The sequence below is a fragment of the Marinobacter sp. genome, assembly GCF_965229985.1.
Classification (GTDB): domain Bacteria; phylum Pseudomonadota; class Gammaproteobacteria; order Pseudomonadales; family Oleiphilaceae; genus Marinobacter.
The window spans coordinates 1843711-1862597 of sequence record NZ_OZ245935.1; the positions used below are offsets into that span (position 1 = coordinate 1843711).

General features: G+C 58.2%; 19 protein-coding genes. 8 read left to right on the forward strand and 11 right to left on the reverse strand.

The window, feature by feature from the left end; translation table 11 throughout:
• Positions 1 to 2 precede the first annotated feature (2 nt).
• Complete coding sequence (locus ACO06L_RS08415) at positions 3 to 326, reverse strand: hypothetical protein (protein WP_202348318.1); 324 nt, start codon at positions 324 to 326, stop codon at positions 3 to 5.
• Between the two features lie 103 nt (positions 327 to 429).
• The gene (locus ACO06L_RS08420) at positions 430 to 1032 is read right to left on the reverse strand and encodes a pyridoxamine 5'-phosphate oxidase family protein (protein WP_202348317.1); all 603 of its coding nucleotides are present in this window, start codon (positions 1030 to 1032) and stop codon (positions 430 to 432) included.
• Between the two features lie 107 nt (positions 1033 to 1139).
• On the opposite strand from ACO06L_RS08420, the gene ACO06L_RS08425 reads away from it, so the two are divergent.
• Together ACO06L_RS08425 and ACO06L_RS08430 are read left to right on the forward strand one after the other, a co-directional pair.
• Positions 1140 to 2573, forward strand: a complete 1434-nt coding sequence (locus ACO06L_RS08425; RefSeq protein ID WP_064227807.1) for a PLP-dependent aminotransferase family protein — start codon at positions 1140 to 1142, stop codon at positions 2571 to 2573.
• A complete protein-coding gene (locus ACO06L_RS08430) occupies positions 2570 to 3247 on the forward strand; it encodes a class I SAM-dependent methyltransferase (RefSeq protein WP_202348316.1) in 678 nt (225 codons plus the stop codon). The genes ACO06L_RS08425 and ACO06L_RS08430 overlap by 4 nt, the downstream gene beginning before the upstream one ends.
• Here ACO06L_RS08430 and ACO06L_RS08435 read toward each other — a convergent pair.
• Positions 3219 to 4121, reverse strand: coding sequence for a LysR family transcriptional regulator (locus ACO06L_RS08435; RefSeq protein ID WP_202348315.1), 903 nt, complete (start codon positions 4119 to 4121; stop codon positions 3219 to 3221). The genes ACO06L_RS08430 and ACO06L_RS08435 overlap by 29 nt on opposite strands.
• Before the next feature lie 105 nt (positions 4122 to 4226).
• Between ACO06L_RS08435 and ACO06L_RS08440 the strand changes: the two genes are divergently transcribed.
• Positions 4227 to 4853 carry a class I SAM-dependent methyltransferase gene (locus ACO06L_RS08440; RefSeq protein ID WP_202348314.1) on the forward strand — a complete coding sequence of 209 codons (627 nt, stop codon included), beginning with the start codon at positions 4227 to 4229 and terminating at the stop codon, positions 4851 to 4853.
• Between the two features lie 108 nt (positions 4854 to 4961).
• Positions 4962 to 5165, forward strand: a complete 204-nt coding sequence (locus tag ACO06L_RS08445; RefSeq protein WP_104322768.1) for a DUF3185 family protein — start codon at positions 4962 to 4964, stop codon at positions 5163 to 5165.
• Positions 5166 to 5179: 14 nt separating this feature from the next.
• On the opposite strand, the gene ACO06L_RS08450 is transcribed toward ACO06L_RS08445, so the two are convergent.
• A complete protein-coding gene (locus ACO06L_RS08450) occupies positions 5180 to 5572 on the reverse strand; it encodes a DUF2784 domain-containing protein (RefSeq protein WP_202348313.1) in 393 nt (130 codons plus the stop codon).
• Between the two features lie 108 nt (positions 5573 to 5680).
• Between ACO06L_RS08450 and ACO06L_RS08455 the strand changes: the two genes are divergently transcribed.
• On the forward strand, positions 5681 to 6424 hold the full coding sequence (locus tag ACO06L_RS08455) for a maleate cis-trans isomerase family protein (protein WP_202348312.1): 744 nt from the start codon (positions 5681 to 5683) through the stop codon (positions 6422 to 6424).
• Here the strand turns inward: ACO06L_RS08455 and ACO06L_RS08460 are convergent.
• Entirely contained in the window at positions 6421 to 7449 is a 1029-nt protein-coding gene (locus ACO06L_RS08460) for a GGDEF domain-containing protein (RefSeq protein ID WP_202348311.1), read from the reverse strand. The genes ACO06L_RS08455 and ACO06L_RS08460 overlap by 4 nt on opposite strands.
• Before the next feature lie 345 nt (positions 7450 to 7794).
• Between ACO06L_RS08460 and ACO06L_RS08465 the strand changes: the two genes are divergently transcribed.
• Both ACO06L_RS08465 and ACO06L_RS08470 read left to right on the forward strand, forming a co-directional pair.
• Entirely contained in the window at positions 7795 to 10365 is a 2571-nt protein-coding gene (locus tag ACO06L_RS08465) for a GcvT family protein (RefSeq protein WP_202348310.1), read from the forward strand.
• A gap of 117 nt (positions 10366 to 10482) precedes the next feature.
• Positions 10483 to 11607, forward strand: a complete 1125-nt coding sequence (locus ACO06L_RS08470; RefSeq protein ID WP_202348309.1) for a GlxA family transcriptional regulator — start codon at positions 10483 to 10485, stop codon at positions 11605 to 11607.
• Here ACO06L_RS08470 and ACO06L_RS08475 read toward each other — a convergent pair.
• From ACO06L_RS08475 to ACO06L_RS08500, 6 genes are all read right to left on the reverse strand, one after another.
• Complete coding sequence (locus ACO06L_RS08475) at positions 11599 to 13338, reverse strand: formate--tetrahydrofolate ligase (protein ID WP_202348308.1); 1740 nt, start codon at positions 13336 to 13338, stop codon at positions 11599 to 11601. The genes ACO06L_RS08470 and ACO06L_RS08475 overlap by 9 nt on opposite strands.
• Positions 13335 to 14249, reverse strand: coding sequence for a methylenetetrahydrofolate reductase (locus ACO06L_RS08480; RefSeq protein ID WP_202348307.1), 915 nt, complete (start codon positions 14247 to 14249; stop codon positions 13335 to 13337). The genes ACO06L_RS08475 and ACO06L_RS08480 overlap by 4 nt, the downstream gene beginning before the upstream one ends.
• Positions 14250 to 14315: 66 nt before the next feature.
• Complete coding sequence (locus ACO06L_RS08485) at positions 14316 to 15677, reverse strand: glycine cleavage T C-terminal barrel domain-containing protein (RefSeq protein WP_053112835.1); 1362 nt, start codon at positions 15675 to 15677, stop codon at positions 14316 to 14318.
• A gap of 116 nt (positions 15678 to 15793) precedes the next feature.
• On the reverse strand, positions 15794 to 16249 hold the full coding sequence (locus ACO06L_RS08490) for a DUF4112 domain-containing protein (protein WP_202348306.1): 456 nt from the start codon (positions 16247 to 16249) through the stop codon (positions 15794 to 15796).
• Positions 16250 to 16269: 20 nt separating this feature from the next.
• Positions 16270 to 16917 carry a DsbA family oxidoreductase gene (locus tag ACO06L_RS08495; protein ID WP_202348305.1) on the reverse strand — a complete coding sequence of 216 codons (648 nt, stop codon included), beginning with the start codon at positions 16915 to 16917 and terminating at the stop codon, positions 16270 to 16272.
• Between the two features lie 57 nt (positions 16918 to 16974).
• Positions 16975 to 17838, reverse strand: coding sequence for a LysR substrate-binding domain-containing protein (locus ACO06L_RS08500; protein ID WP_202348304.1), 864 nt, complete (start codon positions 17836 to 17838; stop codon positions 16975 to 16977).
• 112 nt (positions 17839 to 17950) lie between these two features.
• On the opposite strand from ACO06L_RS08500, the gene ACO06L_RS08505 reads away from it, so the two are divergent.
• Complete coding sequence (locus ACO06L_RS08505) at positions 17951 to 18853, forward strand: DMT family transporter (RefSeq protein ID WP_053112839.1); 903 nt, start codon at positions 17951 to 17953, stop codon at positions 18851 to 18853.
• Positions 18854 to 18887 lie beyond the last annotated feature (34 nt).

Genomic DNA, 18887 nt, shown 5'->3' on the forward strand with positions numbered 1-18887 from the left:
AGTCAGCCAAAATACTCCTGAATCCACTCGAACAGCTTGGTGGTTGTCATGTCACCGAGCGCCATCTGCTGGAAGTCATTCCCTACCTCATCCTCAATGGTCACGAACTGGAAAAGAAGAGTGCCGGGCTGTTTATCATGCAATATGAGCGTAATCCTTCGGCGGGTCCGCAAACAGTCAATCGTCATCACATCCGCCGGTATACCGGCGTCGCGCATACCACGGCGAACCTCCACCACCGGATTGATGTGCTGGTGGGTTGCCTGGATGCGGGCATGGGCATCGCTGGCAAGGTCGGAGAGGGTTTTCAGGGGATCTTCAGACATTGGAATCCTTTTTGACAAGACAAACGCTCAGTTCTCACTGATCTCAGAGTAACACTGGGCCAGGTAGTCGATGAAGGCTCTCACCGCCGGCAACAATTAAAAATCAGCCCCCGGCAGGCAGAGTCCCATGCCAGACCGGCAACCCCAGATCCTCCGGATCGTCATTCGGGCCGCCCGTGCGGCTTTTGAATGCCCCTTCTTCAATCGGTATCCGGAATAACGCCGTTGCCTTTCGCTCCTTGTCATTCGGCGCCCTGACCTGCTCCCACCGCCCTGGCTCTATCTGGTTGATGATCGCGCGGAACGCGGCATCAAAAGCGGCATTGTCATCTACGGGCTCAGCCCGTCCATACAACACCAGTGACTCGTAATTAGCACTGTGATGGAACGCCGACTTGGTCATCACCCATTCATTCGTCACTGCGAACGAGATGCAAAGCAACGCACCAGACCCGAGGCGTCGGGACAAGCGTCCGCCATTCAATGTGTGTAGATAAAGATCATCACCAAGCCGCCAGGCAGTGATCGGGATGATGCGAGGCTCGCCATCTTCCACAAATCCGACATGCGCCGTTTTGAGACGATCAATCAGCCTGTACGCTGTTTCTCTGTCATAGCTTGCTCGCTTTACTGCCCTCTGCACCCTGCTGCGTGGACAGGAAGTGAGAGGGGACACTGTGGTCCCTGCCAGATCAGTCGTTGTCATCAAAAGCTCCTTTCCGCACTTGCACTTCACAAAATGTACTTCTATTGAAAGGCACTTCTGATACCATCGAAAGATCCAGATCGTGAATTTTTATAGGACCAGTTGATGTGATCGACGATATCCGGCTGGACGGCAAGCATCCGCTGCAATATCAGCTGTATCAACGATTATCCGAACGGATACTCGACCAGCGATACCCACCCGGGCGCCAGCTGCCGCCAAGCCGCCAGATGGCAAAGGACCTCGGCATCAGCCGCAACACGGTGAACGCGGTTTACGAACAGCTCAAGGCCGAGGGCTTTCTTCAAAGTCGTGCTGGCAAGGGCATTTTCGTCCATGAAGATATCAAATCGGCCGTGAACCCCTCAGGGCCTGGCTTTGGCAAACCTCGTGGCGTCTCTATGGAACTGCCCCCGCTGCCTGCCCTTCCACGGGGGAAGTCGAAGCCTGTTGAAGACGCCAGTTTGCCATTCCAGCCGGGCCTGCCGGACCTTGACGCGTTTCCGATCCGTACCTGGAACCGGATCATGCACCATCAGGAAAGCCGCCGGTCACTGCGGGGATATGACAGCATCCAGGGGTATCAGCCCCTGAGACGCGCCATCGCCGCCTACCTGAGAACCTCCCGCGGTGTTCGCTGCGAAGAAAGTCAAGTCATCATCACCAACGGCGCACAACAGGCGCTCTCGCTGCTTGCGGATGTGTTTCTGCAGCGAGATGACAGCATCCTGTGTGAAAACCCCGGATACCGTGGCGCCCGGAATGCACTTGGCCGTTTTGGCAACCCACTGATTCCAATACCCCTTAGAAACCAGGTTCTGGACGTGGAAGCGTTGCCCGGCCTTGAGCCTGCCAGGGCCAGACTCCTTTTCTGCACACCCACACACCAATACCCCATGGGCGGCATCCTGGACCTGTCCCAGCGAATGGCGCTTGTTCAATGGGCCCAGCGCAATGAGTGCTGGATCATCGAGGACGACTACGACAGCGAGTTCCACTTCTATAACAAGCCCTTCGCTGCCATTCAGGGCCTGTTCGAAAATGCGCCCGTGCTCTACATGGGCAGTTTCAGCAAAACGCTGCTGCCGGCATTACGGATAGGCTATCTGGTGGTCCCGGAGGCGGTAGTCGAACCCTTGCTCTGGGCGAAGCAGATTAGCGGTGGCGAAACGCCCCTTCTTACCCAGGCAACCATCGCCGAATTCATTGAGAGTGGTCAGTTCACACGCCATCTGCGGCGCATGCGCCAGCTATATCGGGACAAGTGGCAACTCTTCCAGAGCGAGGTTACGGAAAAGCTCGGCGGTCTTGCTCAACCGGTGGCGGAAAGCGCCGGGATGCATCTGGTACTTGAAGGAGATTTTGACGACTGGGCGCTCAGCCAATGGCTGAAAACCAGGGGATTTGGCAGTACACCGCTGAGCGCGCATTTTCTGGGAGATTCTGCCAGAACCGGCCTGGTAATGGGATTTGCCAGCGCCAACGAGCGCGAGATCAGAGAATGCGTCAACACCCTGCGATCGGGGCTCACCAAACCATGACATCCAAGCACGAAAAACAAATTCTTGCCGCATGGAACTCGAATGCCAGCCCCTGGATCAAGGCTGTGGAACAAGCAGGCATACGAGCGCCAGGCAATCTCTCCAGCAGTAGTGTTTTAAGAGTGATTGAAGATTACGCCCCTTCGGGCGGCTCAATTCTCGACGCAGGATGTGGCGAGGGCTGGTTGATCAGAGAATTAACCAGACTTGGCTACCAGGGCACAGGAACAGATGCCGTGCCGGAATTGATCGAATACGCCCGGCAGCAGGGAAATGAAACGTTCAGGGTCCTCAATTACGAACAACTGGAAAATGCCGATCTGGGAACGTTTGATCTTGTTGTGAACAACTTTGCCTTGCTGGGAGACACCTCAACTTGTGCGTTTCTCAAAGCTTTGTCCGAGCTTCTCAACCCCAGTGGCGCGTGCGTCATCCAGACGCTGCACCCTGTCGCCTTTTTCCATGAGGGGGAATACTCGGATGGCTGGAAGCCTGGCACCTGGGCTGGCCTTCCTGGCGATTTCGGCGAGCCTGCTCCCTGGTACTTTCGAACGCTCTCTGGTTGGCTGAACCTGTTCACGAAAACGGGATTGACGTTGCGGGAGATCAGGGAACCTTCAACCGGGCGCCAATTGCCGCAATCGGTTATTTTTGTGGTTCAAAGTACTCGGTAAGTTCAGCAGCGAGGAAATCAAAGACCGTCCGAACCCGAAGGTTCATCCTGAGCTCCCGGTGGGAGACGAGCCAGACATCGCCGCCGAAAACTTTATCCTCGAAGACCCTCTCAACGTCAGGCTCTGCATCACCCAACTCAACGGGCATCATACCAATACCGATACCCGCCCGAGCCATTTGCCAATGAACCAGATGGCTGTCGGTCTTTGCAACAAAGTTCTCCTCCCGCAGCTTGATGCCACGTGTCGATAGAGCACTCAGGTAAGCAGCGTTATTCGAAAGAAAGCCTATGAACGGTCCCTCACAAAAATCCTCAGGCAACAGTGATGGCAGATTGGTAAGGATTTCAGGTGTGGCGAAAAGAGTCGCAGAGAATTCACCCACCTTTCGGGCGATCAGATCAGGTTCGGTAGGTCGAAAATTACGTATGGCAATGTCTGCTGCGCGGCGGCGAAGATCGCTGGCTTCGTTGGAGGCAACGAGGTTAATGCGAATACCCGGATACTCATACCGAAGCCTTTGAAGAATCGGCGGCAGAATGAAAGCGGCGGTGATTTCCGACGCCGAAATCGCAATCTCGCCTTCAATAGACCTTGCCCGGCCGGTTGCCGCGAGCGAAAGGCTGCTGGCAGCCTCACCCATTGCTCGAACATACGCCAGCAAATCGAGACCCGCCTGCGTTAGCTCCAACCCCCGACCGCCCCGCTCAAAAAGCGCGGTGGACAATTCTTCCTCCAACGCAGCGACCTGCCTGCCAAGGGTTGGCTGAGATACCCCCAGAGCCTTTGCTGCAGCAGACAGAGACCCTTCCTCGGCAGTCACGAGAAAGGCTCGAGCCCGGTTCCAATCAAACTTTACAGATTGCCAATTCATTCAGATTTGCATACCAGACATTCGATTCTGGCAATATTACCAACAGCTTCGCACAGATAGAATGGGTTCACTGAATTTATGCCGCCAGGCTGGAAAGGGGAATCCATGAGCTCGTCTGTCAATTTCTGGAACCGCAGCGCAGCGCGTTACGCCCGTCGCCCTATCTCAGATCAGAATGCCTATTTAAGAAAGATTGCCCTTACCCAAAAATACTTCCACCCCGAAATGGACGTGTTGGAGTTCGGCTGCGGTACCGGTTCCACAGCATTAATTCATGCTCCAAGAGTCCGCAGCTACCTTGCAACCGACGCTTCCTCCCGAATGATCGACATTGCCCGGGAGAGGATGGCAGGAAATACTCTCAACAATCTTCGTTTCGTCGTTGCCACGCTTGAGGACATGCAACATCGGCAGCAAGCCTTCGACGCTATTTTGGGATTGAACATCCTGCACCTGCTCCGAGACCCGGAGAGCGCCATAAATCAGGTTTTCAGCATGCTCAAACCCGGCGGCGTGTTCGTCAGCAATACCGCCTGCCTTCAGGACACGCGCCCATATCTCAAACCAGTAGCCTGCCTGGCCCGCCTACTGCGATTTGCACCCTATGTAAAATTCGTATCGCGTCGTCAGTTGGAAATGCATCTGGAAAATGCCGGATTCCAGATAGGTTGCCGCTGGGTACCGGAAAACTCTAAAGACGTTTACTTCCTGATTGCCAAGAAACCAAAGTAATGCCGAGGCAACTGTCACAAGAGAAATGTCGACTGATGGAAAGAGCTGTTGGAAAAACCAGGGACGGGTGGCAAGCTGCTGGTCAGCGCCATTCAAAAGGAGAATTCAATGGGAAGTTCCAAACTGGTCGGCATTGTTTTATTGGTCATTGGCATTGGGCTGCTCTACTTCGGCTACCAATCAACACAGTCCCTGGGAAACCAGCTTACCGAGACGGTCACAGGCCGATTTACCGACGACACCATGTGGTATCTGATTGGCGGTGCCGCCGCGGCTGCAGCGGGTGCTTTCCTGACATTTTTCAAGAAATAACCCTGCCTGTTTTTTCACCGCTGGGGCCTGACCAGAAACCAGCTGGCCAGGACCAGTGCGCCGAATACCGTGTAAGCCAGAATGAACACCCATTCCGGCGCACTGTAATACAGGATGGATTGGAGCCAATGCTGGATGAACGATCCCTCATAGCCCGCCTGCCCGGCCTTGGCCCTAAGCGCCATTTCCCAGCTCGTAAGCGGGCATAACACACCCAGCCAGGATTGCAGAACCACAACAGCAATAACCGCCAGGTGGGTCAGGCGGAACCAGAAATTGCGCACCCACCGCCAATTCAGCAAATAGCCAGCGAAGGTCACCACCAGCCCCAGGATGACGAAGGCCACCAGTATCGTGTGCAGGATCAGGAGCGCATCAGCAAAGACCAGTAACCATTGGCTGTCCATCGCTACTCTCCATAGCTATTCTCCATCGCTACTCTCGAAAGACTGCTGACTTGCCAGTTTTGGTCTATTGTACAGGCACGTCAATCTCTGCCAGTGAGGGAGCGTTCTATGAGCCACACCCCGCCTCCAGCCAGACTCGGGTTCCTCTACCCGGGCCATGCGGCCGAAGACGATTATCCCCTGATGGGCTCCATGATAGAGCCCCCGGCGCAGGTAACCCTCATCCACACCGAATTCCTGGAGGACGCCCACACCGTTGAAGCCCTCACAGAGATGGGCAGCGTCAGCCGGCTTTCAAAAGGTGCAGAAGCGCTGGCTGGCTCAGGGATTGAATCGGTTATGTGGACCTCCACCAGCGCCAGTTTTGTGCTCGGCCTCGACGGTATTCGCCAGCAGATCGATACGCTCGAGAAGCTGCTGGGTGTACCGGCTTCGACAACGGCAATGGCATTCGCCAGAGCGGTGAAAGCTATTGACGCCAAACGGGTGGCCATTGCTGCCACCTACCCGGAGGACATCGCGCAGCGCTTCCGGGCATTCCTCAATCATTTCGATATCGAAGTCGTGCACCTGGCCAGCCGCGGCATCATCACAGCCGCGGAAGTCGGTCTGCTTGAGAAAGACGCAGTTATTGAATTCGCCCTGGCTAACGTCAGGGAAGAGGCCGACGTCCTGCTGATGCCAGACACAGCTCTTCATTCTTCAGCCTGGCTCACCGATCTGGAGCAGGCAATCGGGCAGCCGATACTGACCGCTAATCAGGTCAGTTTCTGGGAGGCTTTGCGACTGTGCAGCAAGCTCACTCCCCAGTCGGGGCTGGGCGGTCTGTTCGAACACACGCCCGAGGATTAGGCCATTACGTAACGGGCGCGGCCCTGTTTTTTCGCGCGATACAGGGCTTCGTCGGCCCTTCGGATCATGTCGTCAATTGAATCGAACTCGTTGGCCAGGCCCTGACAGACACCGATGGAGCAGCTGAGCACCTTGCTATCCGGGCTGTCCTCGTTTGGCACAGCACTCTCCTGCCATTGCTTCAGAACCTCCGCAGCAAGCAGCTCAAACCGGTCGGCATGCTCGCCCTCAATCACAGCCATGAACTCCTCGCCACCATAGCGTCCGAGGATATCTGTCTGCCGTTTGAATACCTGCCTCATGATGTCCGCCTGCGAACGAATAGCTCGATCACCCTCCTGGTGGCCATAGCGATCGTTAAACTGCTTGAAATGATCCAGATCCATCATGAACACGGCGATCCGCTGATTGGCGCGCCGCTGTATGGCAAACAGGCGCTCCGATTCACTCATCAATGCTCGCCGGTTGAATAACTCCGTAAGACCATCCTCGGTACTCAGACCAAGCAACTGTTCATTGGCATCCTCCAGCTTCCCCAGCAATCGATCTATCCTGTGCCTGCCAATCACACCGACAAACAGTGAGCCAGCCACGAACCCGGCATTCATCCAGGTTCGCTCACCGTAGACGGAATCCAGCAGCATCAAACCGACAAAGCCGAGGGAACTGATCAGCATCGCGGTTAACGCGTAATAGAATTTCATTCCGAAAACAAAGTAACCGAAGAAGGCATACAGCAGCGTGCCCTCATAGGGAAAACTGAATGCCGCCTGTTCCCAGGCCACATGAATGAGGTAGTAATTGGCGTAGGTGATGCTGAGAACGGTCGCCAGGAAGGCCGCTTGTGCGAAACGGAGAAATTGCGGCGCGAAGGTCAAGGCTAGCAAGCCAGCAAGAATCGGAAGTTGAATTAGGGCTCTGCTGGTGATGTAGGAGCCCGCCAGTTCAGGCGGAATCAACTGAAGATCACCAATCATGAACAAAGAGATCAGAATGCCGCCAACCACGATGGAGAGTCGCAGCATAAGCATGTCGCGTGGGGATACGGTATTTGATTCAACCGAAGGGGTCGGCATAAAAAGAGCTCACAGCGCACTTTATTCCCTGTACATGCCGAATCTAAACAAATTCTCGCCCTGACCACCAGTAAATATGCGGATCAAAAGAGGTACTACTTGTACAGTTTTGATCCAGGCCTCACTCGAAAATCAGAATTTCCACCATTCGACTGGCCGAATCTCTGCCGCTTTTAGACGGCTCGGTGTCGTATTGGATTTACCTGCCATCAGCAATTAGAGCCACATTGATTAAAGGCCCTGCCCGAAATGCGGCAGCGCGGTGGCATTCAATGCAGGTAGAGGGGATCCAAAATGGCACAACTACCGAAACGGGCAAAAGTCGTAATCATTGGCCAGGGCGGTATCGTTGGCTCGTCGGTAGCGCACCACCTGATCGAGCAAGGCTGGGATGACATCGTGGGTCTGGAAAAATCGGCTATTCCCTCAGATATCGGTTCAACTTCCCACGCATCGGATTTCTGCTTCACCACCTCCCACGACAAGCTGAACATATACACCACCAAATACAGCCAGGCGTTTTATGAAAAACGCGGCAATTACGTGAAATGCGGCGGCATGGAAGTGGCCCGGTCTGACGACGACGAGCGGATGGACGAGCTTCGTCGCAAGGTGGGTTCCGGAAAAGCGTTCGGCACCAATGTCAGCATGATCTCGCCCAAACAGGCAAAGGAGCTGTTTCCATTGCTGGACGAAAGTCAGATCCAGGGCGCGATGTGGGACCCGGATGCCGGGTTGGTGGTGCCCCGGTCCCAGAGTGTTGCTGGCGACCTGGTGGAAGAAGCCGTGGCCACCGGCAAACTGCAGGCCTTTGCCTATACGCCGGCCATCCGCATTGATGTCCAGGATGGCCAGGTGCGCGGCGTTGAAACCCACAAGGGCTACATTGAGACCGAATACGTCGTTCTCTCCATGGGCATCTGGGGGCCCCTGATGGCCAACACCGCGAACGCGCCCCTACCACTGATGCCACTGGAGCATCCGTTGCTGTTTTTCGGCCCCTACGAAGAGCTGAATGGCACCGGCAAGCAGATTGTCTATCCCCTGTTCCGCGACCAGGGTAATTCCGCCTATGTGCGGGACACCGGCGACCCAACGACCACCGAAGGCGGCCGTATCGAGTGGGGCTATTACGAGGCCGAGAACCCGCGGCTGGTCTACCCTGGCGCCATTGCGGAGCCCGGTGATGCGCGGATGTCTCCCTCAATGCGGGATCTTTCACTGGACCAGGTCATGGATGCCTACGAAAAGGCCATTGAGATGACGCCTATCCTCGGCGAACTAGGGTGGGAGGAGAAACACTCTTTCAACGGGCTGCTGTCCGTCACACCGGATGGCGGTTCACTCATGGGCGAATCCCCGGAAGTCCGTAATCTGTGGTTCTGCGAGGCAGTCTGGGTGAAGGACGGCCCGGGAGCGGGCAAGGTACTGGCCGACTGGATGACCCACGGCTCCCCGCAAATGGATCCCCACAGTATCGACATTGCGCGTCATTACCCGCTGCAGAAAACCCCGGACTACGTGTATAACCGCTGCTACGAGACCGCCAAAAAGATCTACACCCCGGCGGTTCACCCCCGTGAGCCGTACCTTACCGGTCGCAAGATGCGAACCAGCCCTTTCTACCTGCGGGAAGTGGGTCTGGGTGCTTACTTCATGGAGGCCGCAGGCTGGGAGCGTGCTCACGGTTATGCAGCCAACGAGTCCACCCTGCTGGCGAAATATCGCGACCGGATCCCGGTGCGGGAACACGAATGGGACGCCAGACACTTCTGGGAGGTATCAAACGCTGAACAGCTTGAGATGAGCGAATCCGTGGGCATGATCAATCTCTCGCACTTCGCCATCTTCGACATTTCCGGTGACAACGCGGAAGCGCTGCTGGAATATCTGTCGGTTGCCAAAGTCGGCGGTACCACGCCCAACGGCAAAGGTGTCTACACTCATTTCCTCGACGAGCGCGGGGGCGTGCGTTCCGACCTGACCATCATTCGGCGGGGCGCGCAAGGCTATCGGGTCGTCTGCGGCGGCGACACCGGCCACCGGGACTATTGCTGGATCACCCGTATGGCCCGGGAGAAGGGGCTGGACAACATCCAGGTGCATGACCGCACCGACGAGCTGGCGACCCTTGGCCTCTGGGGACCAAAGGCCCGGGAGACATTGGCCCAGTTCGTGACCGACCCGGACCAGTTGTCCGCGGACAATTTCCCGTTTGCCACCGCCCGGGAACTGAACATTCGAGGGGTCCCGGTCTGGGCCTTCCGGATTTCCTACGTGGGCGAGCAGGGCTGGGAGCTCTATTTCCCGTTCAGTTATGGCCTGAGAATCTGGGACTTGCTCTACGATGCGGGCGTTACGCCGGTGGGCATTGAAACCTACGCCAATACCCGTCGCCTGGAGAAGAGCCTGCGACTGCAGAACGTGGACCTGGAAACGGAATACAATCTCTACGAAGCCGGTTTGCAACGGCCCAAGGTCAAGGAAGCCGATTTTCACGGCAAGGCCGCGTATCTGGAGCAGCGGGAGTGGCCACGGCAATCGGCCTACCTGTGCACCATGACCATGACCGAGCACCGGGATGCCAACGGCATTCTGCGCTACCCGGTTGGCCAATGGCCGATTCTGGACCCACAAACCGGTGAAGTGCTGGTGGATAGCCACGGTCGCCGCTCTTACAACACCAGTGTGGCGTGGGGGCCCTCAGTAGGGAAGATCATTCTGCTGGGTTACATCCCCGCCGAGTATGCCCAGGAAGGGCGTGAGCTCACCCTGGAATACTTCCAGGAGCACTACCCTATCCGAATCGAAGCGGTGGGTTACCGGGCACTGTTTGATCCGGATAACGAGCGGGTCAAATCCTGATCATTTATTGCACGATTTAGGTGCAACAGCTAGTGTTCAGGTAGTGGTGGTGGTCAGTACAGGCAATCCCGGTGCTGGCCGTTGCGACTGGCCCAGACAGGGCAAAGGGGGTTGTTTATGACCACTGATACCGGTTCGCAAACAGACAAGCCCGTCCAGCAGCCCTATCGGGTCGGCTTCCTTCTGATCGACAACTTCACCCTGATTGCCCTTGCCACTGCGGTGGAACCTCTCAGAATGGCCAACCAGTTGGCGGGCACCGAACTCTATTCCTGGAAATTGCTTACTGCCGAGGGCGATTACGCCCTCGCCAGTGACGGCATCACCATGGTGCCGGATGCCTCAATTCAGGAAGAGCACAGCTTCGATCTGGTCATCGTGGTTGCCGGAATTGACGTCACCCGCAGTTTCTCACGCCGGGAGGTCCAATGGCTGAAACAGATGGCCCGGCAGCATGTCCTGCTTGGCGCTGTCTGCACCGGCCCCTATGTGCTGGCCAGTGCCGGCCTGCTCGACGGCTACGCCTGCAGTGCCCACTGGGAATGCCTGGAAGCCATGCAGGAAGACTTTCCCCGGGTTCAGACCAACAACCGCCTGTTTACGGTCGAGCGTGAACGCATGACCTGCACCGGAGGCACCGTGCCAATGCACATGATGCTCAGCTTCCTGGCACGGCGGCATGGTCAGGAACTCAGCAATGCCATATCCCATATGTTTGTCTGCGACCGGGTCCGGGAGGAGAGTGAGCAACAGCCCATGCCCATGCATCCGGGCCTGGCCCGGGTGCAACCCAAGCTGGCGGAGGCTGCCCAGCTGATGGAATCCAATATCGAAGAGCCGATCGAACTGCAGGAACTGGCCACCCTGGCAGGCATTTCACGCCGGCAACTGGAGCGGCTGTTCCTGAAGCACATGGGGTGCACGCCGTCGCGCTATTACCTGAGAGTGCGGCTGAACCGGGCGCGCCGTCTGCTCAAGCAGACTTCCTGTTCCATCGTGGAAATTGCCTCCATGTGCGGTTTCGTTTCCGCCACCCACTTCAGCCGCTGTTATCGCAAGACCATGGGGCGCGCGCCCAAGTATGAACGAATGGAAGTCTTTACTCCGGCCAGGGCCGACGGCCTCCTGACCGAAACCATGGCCAGTTTGCCTTCTTCATCCCTGCAAGCCCTGAAGCGGGCCCGAACCGAGCCCACTTACGGAACCTTTGAGGATGCCCCCGGGCAAACGGTCTCAGGTTAATCCCACCACAAGGCCATTTTCATCCAGCGCGATGTCCAGGGCGGCAGGGCGCCGTGGCAGCCCTGGCATGGTCATAATATCGCCACAGACCGCCACCACGAAGCCGGCTCCGGCCGCCAGTCGCACTTCCCTCACCGGCAACATATGCCCGGACGGCGCACCCTTCACCGACGAATCCACCGAGAAGCTGTACTGGGTCTTGGCAATGCACACCGGCAGGTGACCAAAGCCCAGGCCTTCGTATTCCTCCAGCTGTCGTTTGGCGACCGTTGTGAACTCCACGCTTCCGGCATGGTAGATCCGGGTGGCAATGGTGCGAATCTTGTCCGCCAGGGGCAGGCTGTCTTCATAGAGGAATTTCACCTCTGGCTTGTTGCCCTCATCCATCTGGTCCAGCACCGCCTGAGCCAGCTCAGTGGCGCCCTCACCACCGGTTGCCCAGTGATCCGCGGGCACTGCCCGCACGCCCAGCTCCTCGCTGATGGACTGGACCAGCGCCATCTCCTCCTCGGTGTCATCCGGGAAACGGTTGATGCACACCACCGGGGTCAGGCCAAACTGCTGCAGATTGCGGATATGCCGCTCAAGGTTGGCCGCTCCTTTTCGCAGCGCCGCCAGGTCGGGAATCCCCAGCTGGCTGCGGGGAATACCGCCCTGCATTTTGAGGGCTCGAATGGTGCAGACCACTACGGCGGCATCCGGGCGCAATCCCGTGTGCCGGCACTTGATATCAATGAACTTCTCCGCACCCAGGTCGGCGCCGAAGCCGGCCTCGGTAACCACCACGTCATTCAGGGCCAGCGCAGCGCGGGTTGCGGTGACGGAATTGCAGCCATGGGCAATATTGGCAAAGGGGCCACCATGGATAAACACCGGATTATGCTCCAGACTCTGTACCAGGTTCGGGTGTAATGCGTCCTTCAGCAGCACGGTCAGTGAACCTTCTACGCCCAGGTCACGGACGGTCACCGGCGACATGTCAGACCTCCGGCCAACGATGATATTGCCCAACCGCTGCTTCAGATCCGCACGCCCGTCCGCCAGGCACAGAATTGCCATGATCTCGGACGAAACGGTGATATCAAAGCCTGTCTCCCGGGGCACGCCATGGGCGGCGCCACCCAGCCCGGATACCACATTGCGCAGGGAGCGATCGGTCAGGTCCAGCACCCTGCGCCAGCTGACATAGCGCGGATCCAGGCCAGCTTCGTTACCCCAGTGCATGTGGTTGTCGATCAGTGAGGCCAGGAGATTGTGGGCGGTTGAAATGGCATGGAAGTCACCATTGAAATGCAGGTTGATGTCTTCCATTGGAATCACCTGGGCCCGGCCTCCGCCGGCAGCCCCACCCTTCATGCCAAAGCAGGGCCCCAGGGACGGCTCCCGCAGACACACGGAGGAGCGGACACCCAGCCGGTTCAGGCCATCGTTCAGCCCGACACTGGTTGTGGTCTTTCCCTCGCCCGCCGGCGTCGGTGTAATGGCGGTGACGAGCACCAGTTTGCCTCTAGGTGCCGAGTCGGACGTATCCACATACGCCATGTCCAGCTTTGCCTTGTAGTGGCCAAAGGGCACCAGGCTCTCTGCCGGCAAGCCAAACCGCTGCTGCGCCAGCAGAAGTATCGATTGGGGCTGGACCGAACGGGCAATCTCGATATCCGGAGTACCCGGCGGCAGAAACTCCGCCGGCGCTGGCGTGTCGGGTGTCAGTTTATTGTATTGAAGACTCATGGCACTGCCTCCCTCTTGTCCTCAAAGGACCCACTGTGATCCCGAATCCATTGCGCTGACTGGCGCAGGCCTCCGAACGGAAACAGATGAATGCCCCGCAGCAAAGTCTCCGGATTTTCCAGGCAGTACTGCACCAGCGCCCGGACCATATCGTCGGGTTTCCAGGCACCCAGCATCCGGGCACTGCCAGGGCGACGAAGCAGCATACGTGCGGATGCGCCTACCCCACACATAGCTGCATAAGCGATAAGCGTTTTAACCCGGGTTGGGCCCGCCATGCCGATATAGACAGGCACTTCTTCCAGAATATTGCCCAGCCCTTGCAGCCAGTCGATCACCACCTCAGCGTCGAAGGTGAACTGGGTGACCACCCAGAGCCTGGTAGCGGTCGTACGGGCGTATTCACGCTTGACGCTCAATGCCTGAGCCAGGGTTGCCCGATCCGCCATAGGATGGCCGTCCGGATGAGCCGCAACACCGATACCGTGGAACCGGAACTGCGCCAACAATCCCGATTCGAGCACGGCCAAAGTGTCGGGAAACGGGCCGGCCACGGCATCGCTGTCGCCCGCGATCAGCAGCAGACGGTCTACCCCGCTTTCATCTAATTGGGCAAACCAGTCCCGCAACTGCCCCCGGCTCTGGGCCATTCGGGCGGGCACATGCGGCACTGGCTGCATACCCAGATCCAGCAGACGACGGGAAGCTTCCAGCGTGTCACTGAACTGCCCCTTTGGCAGGAAGGGCACGTAAACGCAGGTGCCCGCCGGCAGAAGATCCGGCAAATGTTCTGTCGTCAGGATCTGGCGGGGTGTGGCTTCAATGGATGCCGAGCGCACCAGATCACGAAACCGTGCTGCTGCCTCCTCATCGGGCCGATTGAACGCCTGTCTTTCGCTAACCAGTGTCATAAACCGCGCACCCCATTGCCAACGGTGTTTACCCGACAGCTGCTATCGCCGGTTCTTCCCGTTAGGTTAATCGGCGAAGTCGATCCCCTTGGCCCGGGCTCTTTCCCGGGCGTTGGGATTCACCGAAGGCCGGAAGGGCACTTCCACCACTTCCGCCTCCACAGCGGTTGAGCCATCCGCGGCGGCATATTCCACAGGAAGATGCACAGTCAGCCGCGTGCCGACAGCCCGAAGGTCAAACGGCACATATGCCAGCGCGATGTTGGTCTCAAGCTCCGGGGAGTACCAGGGGGAGGTAACATAGCCCTCCGCTTCGCCGCCGTCCGGGCCGCTGATCAGCCAGAAATCGTTGGAGTAGTCAGTCACCTTGCCGCCGCCAAAACGGATGCCCACCATGATGTGGCTGAAAGGCGGGCGACCGGCGTCCAATTGCTCACGGACCTGCTCAAGCTTTTGCTTGCCGATGTAATCGGCCTCCTTGTTGCGCGGCACCTGGTACGCCAGGTTGCACTGGAACGGCAGGGTTTCCTGGTCCACATCCTGCCCCCAGGACAGAATACCCGCGGCAATCCGGCGATGGTGGGCGGGCGCTATGACCCGCAAGTTGTGGGGCTCGCCCGCGGCAAGCACGGTGTACCAGAGGTCCTCGGCGTATTTGGTCGCATCCTTGAGGTAAATCTCGTACCCCTTCTCTCCGGTAAAGCCGGTCTGGGACACGATCACGTCGTGGCCGGCCACCTGGCCTTCCATCAAGCCGTAGTAAGGAATGTCCCGGACGGCGTCGCCAAACAGGTCCGCCATCAGGGCTTCAGACTTGGGCCCCTGAATCTGCACGGGCGCCACATCGATTTCCGCAATGGTGACATTGAATCCCATGCCAACGTTTACGCCCCGCATCCAGAGCTCAAGATCACTGTCGGAGAGCGAGAACCAGAACTCGTCCTCGGCGACCCGCAGCAGAACAGGATCATTGATGATGCCACCCTCCTCGTTGCAGAGGATGACGTACTTGCCACGCATGGGCTTGATCTTGGTCGCATCCCGGGTGATCACGTAATTCACGAACCGCTCGGCATCCGGGCCTTTGACCTGGATCTGACGCTCAACCGCCACGTTCCACATGGTGACGTCGTGGATCAGCGACTCGTACTCCAGCATGGCACCGCCGTCTTCCGGGCGAACATAACCCCGGGGGTGGTACATGCGATTGTAGACCGTCGCGCGCCAGCAGCCCGCCTCATAGGCCAGATGCCAGTAAGGTGACTTGCGGACCCGTGTGGAAATCAGCATCTCCACCGGCGTGGGGCCAGATTGGCGCAGGTTGATGGGAACGCGTCGATCAGACTGGTCGACGCTGTCGGGCTGGCGTGCCGCACCGGCCCGTTGTTGTGGATAATCCAGAAGTGCTTGCTCGAATTTAACAGCCATTGCTATCTCCCCCTTCCCGGGTTGTCGATAGCCCTAATGTGGCCCTCTTTGATCTTTTCGGAAGGAACCAATACGACACTGAGTCGACTAAAAACGTCAGAGGGACGGCAGCAGGCCTAGAGAATCAATGTCAGACCGCCCGTAACGACAGCGAACAGCACGGACAACCAGATTACGGTCATCCAGGGGAAAGGCGGAGGAGGCGGTTCAATCGCCAACTCTTTTTCCAGGTAGTTTCTGAGCAAGCGGGTGTTGCGGGTGTTGGCTTTGTATACCGCGTCAAAGGCATCACCGACCACCGGAAGCAGGCCACCCAGGAAATCAATGCCCATGTTGCGCAGCATGCGAAGCTTGACGGCCTTGCTGGCGCCCGCCCGATGCGCTTCCACCAATACGTAGCCGGCCAGCACCAGGCCCACGGCGTCCCCCACCACGGGCAACAAGCCAATCACTGCCTCCGCACCTATCTTTATATTGGTAAACGGAATCGCAATGTTGCTGTCGGTGAACCGGCTGAATTTATCCAGCCGCTCCAGAATGGCTCGCTGCCGGGCTTCGGAAGATTTCGGCATTTCTTCTCCAGTTCAGGCGCTCACTCAGGCTTTGCGCCGATTTCCTCGAACGCCTGTACCAGGGTGTCTGGTTCCTGGGCGCCGGAGATCAGGTATTTCCCGTTCACGATGAACGCCGGCACCGCCGAAACACCGGCCTGCTGATAGGTGGCTTCGTCCTCCCGGACCACATTGGCGAACTCATCAGAATCCAGAATTTGCTTGGCCCTGTCGCGATCCAGCCCAAGGCCCTCGACGCAGCCCAGCAACACATTCCGGTCTGACACATCCTCTGCCTTTCCGAAATAGGCCTCGAACAGCGCCTGCTTCATCTCCGTCTGCTTGCCCTGCTCAGCAGCCCACTTGACCAGTCGATGGGCATCGAACGTGTTGCAGGTGAAACGCTCCTGCATTTTCTCAAAATTGAGGCCCAGATCCTTCGCAATCGTCATCATCTGGTTTTGGGTAGCGCGCATCTCATCCTCGCTCCGGCCGTACTTGCGGGCCAGAGCCGGCAGGATGGGCTCACCATCACCCGTATGATCCGGGTTCAGTTCAAAGGCATGCCATTGAAGGCCAAATTCGTACTCAGACGCCAACTGTTTCATGGCCTGCTCCAGGCGGGCATAGCCAATGGCACACCAGGGGCAGGCGATGTCGGAAACAATGTCGATGTTGATCGTTTTCATGGCATATCCCGTTCATTGCGTTTAGACACGATATCGTCAGCCTAACACGGAGACAGATCAGCCATCTCCCGCCAGATGCTCCCGGATCAGCTCCGCCATCTGCCGTGCAGGTTCAGTCGGGCGGCCCGAGGGCCGGTGCAGGGCCATCTCGATGGACTGCAGGGCCGGCATACCGCTTCGTTCGTCCAGAACACGCAACTGGGGCGTGAGCATATCGCGGGTTACCGGCACCACCGCCAATCCGGCCACTACCACTGGCATCAGCCCCGTCATCGACTGACTTGAGTAGGCCAGGCGCCATTGCCGACCCGCAGAAAACAGCGCCTGCTCCGCCACCTCCCTGAACACATCAGCACCCGGCGAGTAGAGCGCAAGAGGAATGGGATCTGTGAGGGATGGCTGTTTCTCGGCGCCCACGGCCCACACCAGTGGCTCCCGGCGAATCACCTCGCCCCCGGGAGAACGGGTCTGGCGTGTTACAACCGCCAGATCCAGCTCACCGGCCTGCACCTGCTGAAGCAGCCTGACGCTTGATCCGCAGATAACCTGCAGCTGAACCGCCGGAAACAACTGGCTGAAATGGGAAAGAACGGAGGTCAGCAAAAACGCATAGTCTTCCGGGATACCCAGGCTCAGCTGCCCTGAAACCTGCCTCTGCCGAAGCGAATCCAATGCCTCATTGTTCAGGGCCAGCATCTTCCGGGCATAACCGATCAGCTGCTCGCCCTCCGCGGTAAACCGTATCCGCCGCCCTTCCCGCTCGTGGAGGGGCACCTCCAGCAGAGACTCCAGGCGATGCAGCTGCATGCTCACGGTTGACTGGGTATAAGCAAGCCGGTCTGCAGCGGCGGTAACCGTTCCGGTGTCGGCAATGGCCACCAGCGTTTGCAGCACGTTCAGATCAAGAATCCTGGGACGCAATCCATCAACTCCTGTGATGCTTTGTATCAAAAACCGTTGTTTTTGTGATCTTTAATCCGAGTATATCCTCCCACTGTCAGATCGCAACACACCGGCTAAAGGAGGACTGCCCATGAGGATTCTTAACGCGACCATCGGTCTGCCAAACATCCTGAGCATCATCGCGGCTCTGGTTGCCGTGGTGCTGTGGGCCGTCGCACCTCTGCTGGTGGATGCAGCGCGCTCCATCCCTCCGTTTCAACTTACAACCATCGCCCTGATCAGTGGCGCCCTCGCGGTGCTGCCCATGAGTTTCCGGGGGCGCGAAGCGCGCAGATCTGTGAAAGTGTCCTGGCAATGGAAACTGGTGATTTTCGGTCTTGTGCCTTTGCTGGTACTGGGGGCGGTCGGCGCGTATCTGGCCGGCCTGGGCATGGCGCCCACCGCAGAGGCGTCTCTGATCACCTATACCTGGCCGGTTATGTTTATCCTGATCAGCCAGTGGGCTTTCCATCGGCGGATCGCCCTCCCGGTTGTTGCGGGGGCACTGATTGCCTTTTCCGGGGCGGCTTTGCTGCTGGGCCCGGAGGCCCTGAGTAATGGTTTCTCAGGCAATCTGACTGGTTACGGATTGGCTCTTCTGGCCGGGGGCTGCTGGGCCCTGTACTCGTGGATCTGCCAGGCAACACCTGTTGCGATCGCTCCGGTAATGCCCGGCCTGTTCCTTCTGGCAGGCGCCGGAGCAGCAGCCGCAGACACCGTATCCGGCTCTGCCCATGCGCTGCCTTCAGGAACCGCGCTGGCCGCTGGCGTCGCCCTGGGCCTGGGGCCATACGGACTGGCCATGGTGGCCTGGGATCTGGCCCTTCGGAAGGGGCCTACAGCCCTGGTGGGCAGCCTCGCCTATGCGGTGCCCGTGCTGGCCGCTCTTTTCCTGGTACTGGCCGGGATTGCCGCGCCAGACTGGCGGCTTCCGCTGGCTGCGATACTCGTGGTTCTGGGTTCACTAGTGGCCTCCAGCCGTCGGCGGGCCTGAACCTGAAGACTTGCGTATACTCCTCCTGTGAAAC

What these genes read in the sequence shown, in the direction of transcription:
- ACO06L_RS08455 (WP_202348312.1), top strand. Translation starts at nt 5,681, where the DNA reads ATGAGCCACACCCCGCCTCCAGCCAGACTCGGGTTCCTCTACCCGGGC.
- ACO06L_RS08450 (WP_202348313.1), bottom strand. Translation starts at nt 5,572, where the DNA reads ATGGACAGCCAATGGTTACTGGTCTTTGCTGATGCGCTCCTGATCCTG.
- ACO06L_RS08460 (WP_202348311.1), bottom strand. Translation starts at nt 7,449, where the DNA reads ATGCTGCGACTCTCCATCGTGGTTGGCGGCATTCTGATCTCTTTGTTC.
- ACO06L_RS08485 (WP_053112835.1), bottom strand. Translation starts at nt 15,677, where the DNA reads ATGGCTGTTAAATTCGAGCAAGCACTTCTGGATTATCCACAACAACGG.
- ACO06L_RS08490 (WP_202348306.1), bottom strand. Translation starts at nt 16,249, where the DNA reads ATGCCGAAATCTTCCGAAGCCCGGCAGCGAGCCATTCTGGAGCGGCTG.
- ACO06L_RS08445 (WP_104322768.1), top strand. Translation starts at nt 4,962, where the DNA reads ATGGGAAGTTCCAAACTGGTCGGCATTGTTTTATTGGTCATTGGCATT.
- ACO06L_RS08430 (WP_202348316.1), top strand. Translation starts at nt 2,570, where the DNA reads ATGACATCCAAGCACGAAAAACAAATTCTTGCCGCATGGAACTCGAAT.
- ACO06L_RS08415 (WP_202348318.1), bottom strand. Translation starts at nt 326, where the DNA reads ATGTCTGAAGATCCCCTGAAAACCCTCTCCGACCTTGCCAGCGATGCC.
- ACO06L_RS08440 (WP_202348314.1), top strand. Translation starts at nt 4,227, where the DNA reads ATGAGCTCGTCTGTCAATTTCTGGAACCGCAGCGCAGCGCGTTACGCC.
- ACO06L_RS08480 (WP_202348307.1), bottom strand. Translation starts at nt 14,249, where the DNA reads ATGACACTGGTTAGCGAAAGACAGGCGTTCAATCGGCCCGATGAGGAG.
- ACO06L_RS08495 (WP_202348305.1), bottom strand. Translation starts at nt 16,917, where the DNA reads ATGAAAACGATCAACATCGACATTGTTTCCGACATCGCCTGCCCCTGG.
- ACO06L_RS08465 (WP_202348310.1), top strand. Translation starts at nt 7,795, where the DNA reads ATGGCACAACTACCGAAACGGGCAAAAGTCGTAATCATTGGCCAGGGC.
- ACO06L_RS08475 (WP_202348308.1), bottom strand. Translation starts at nt 13,338, where the DNA reads ATGAGTCTTCAATACAATAAACTGACACCCGACACGCCAGCGCCGGCG.
- ACO06L_RS08505 (WP_053112839.1), top strand. Translation starts at nt 17,951, where the DNA reads ATGAGGATTCTTAACGCGACCATCGGTCTGCCAAACATCCTGAGCATC.
- ACO06L_RS08420 (WP_202348317.1), bottom strand. Translation starts at nt 1,032, where the DNA reads ATGACAACGACTGATCTGGCAGGGACCACAGTGTCCCCTCTCACTTCC.
- ACO06L_RS08470 (WP_202348309.1), top strand. Translation starts at nt 10,483, where the DNA reads ATGACCACTGATACCGGTTCGCAAACAGACAAGCCCGTCCAGCAGCCC.
- ACO06L_RS08435 (WP_202348315.1), bottom strand. Translation starts at nt 4,121, where the DNA reads ATGAATTGGCAATCTGTAAAGTTTGATTGGAACCGGGCTCGAGCCTTT.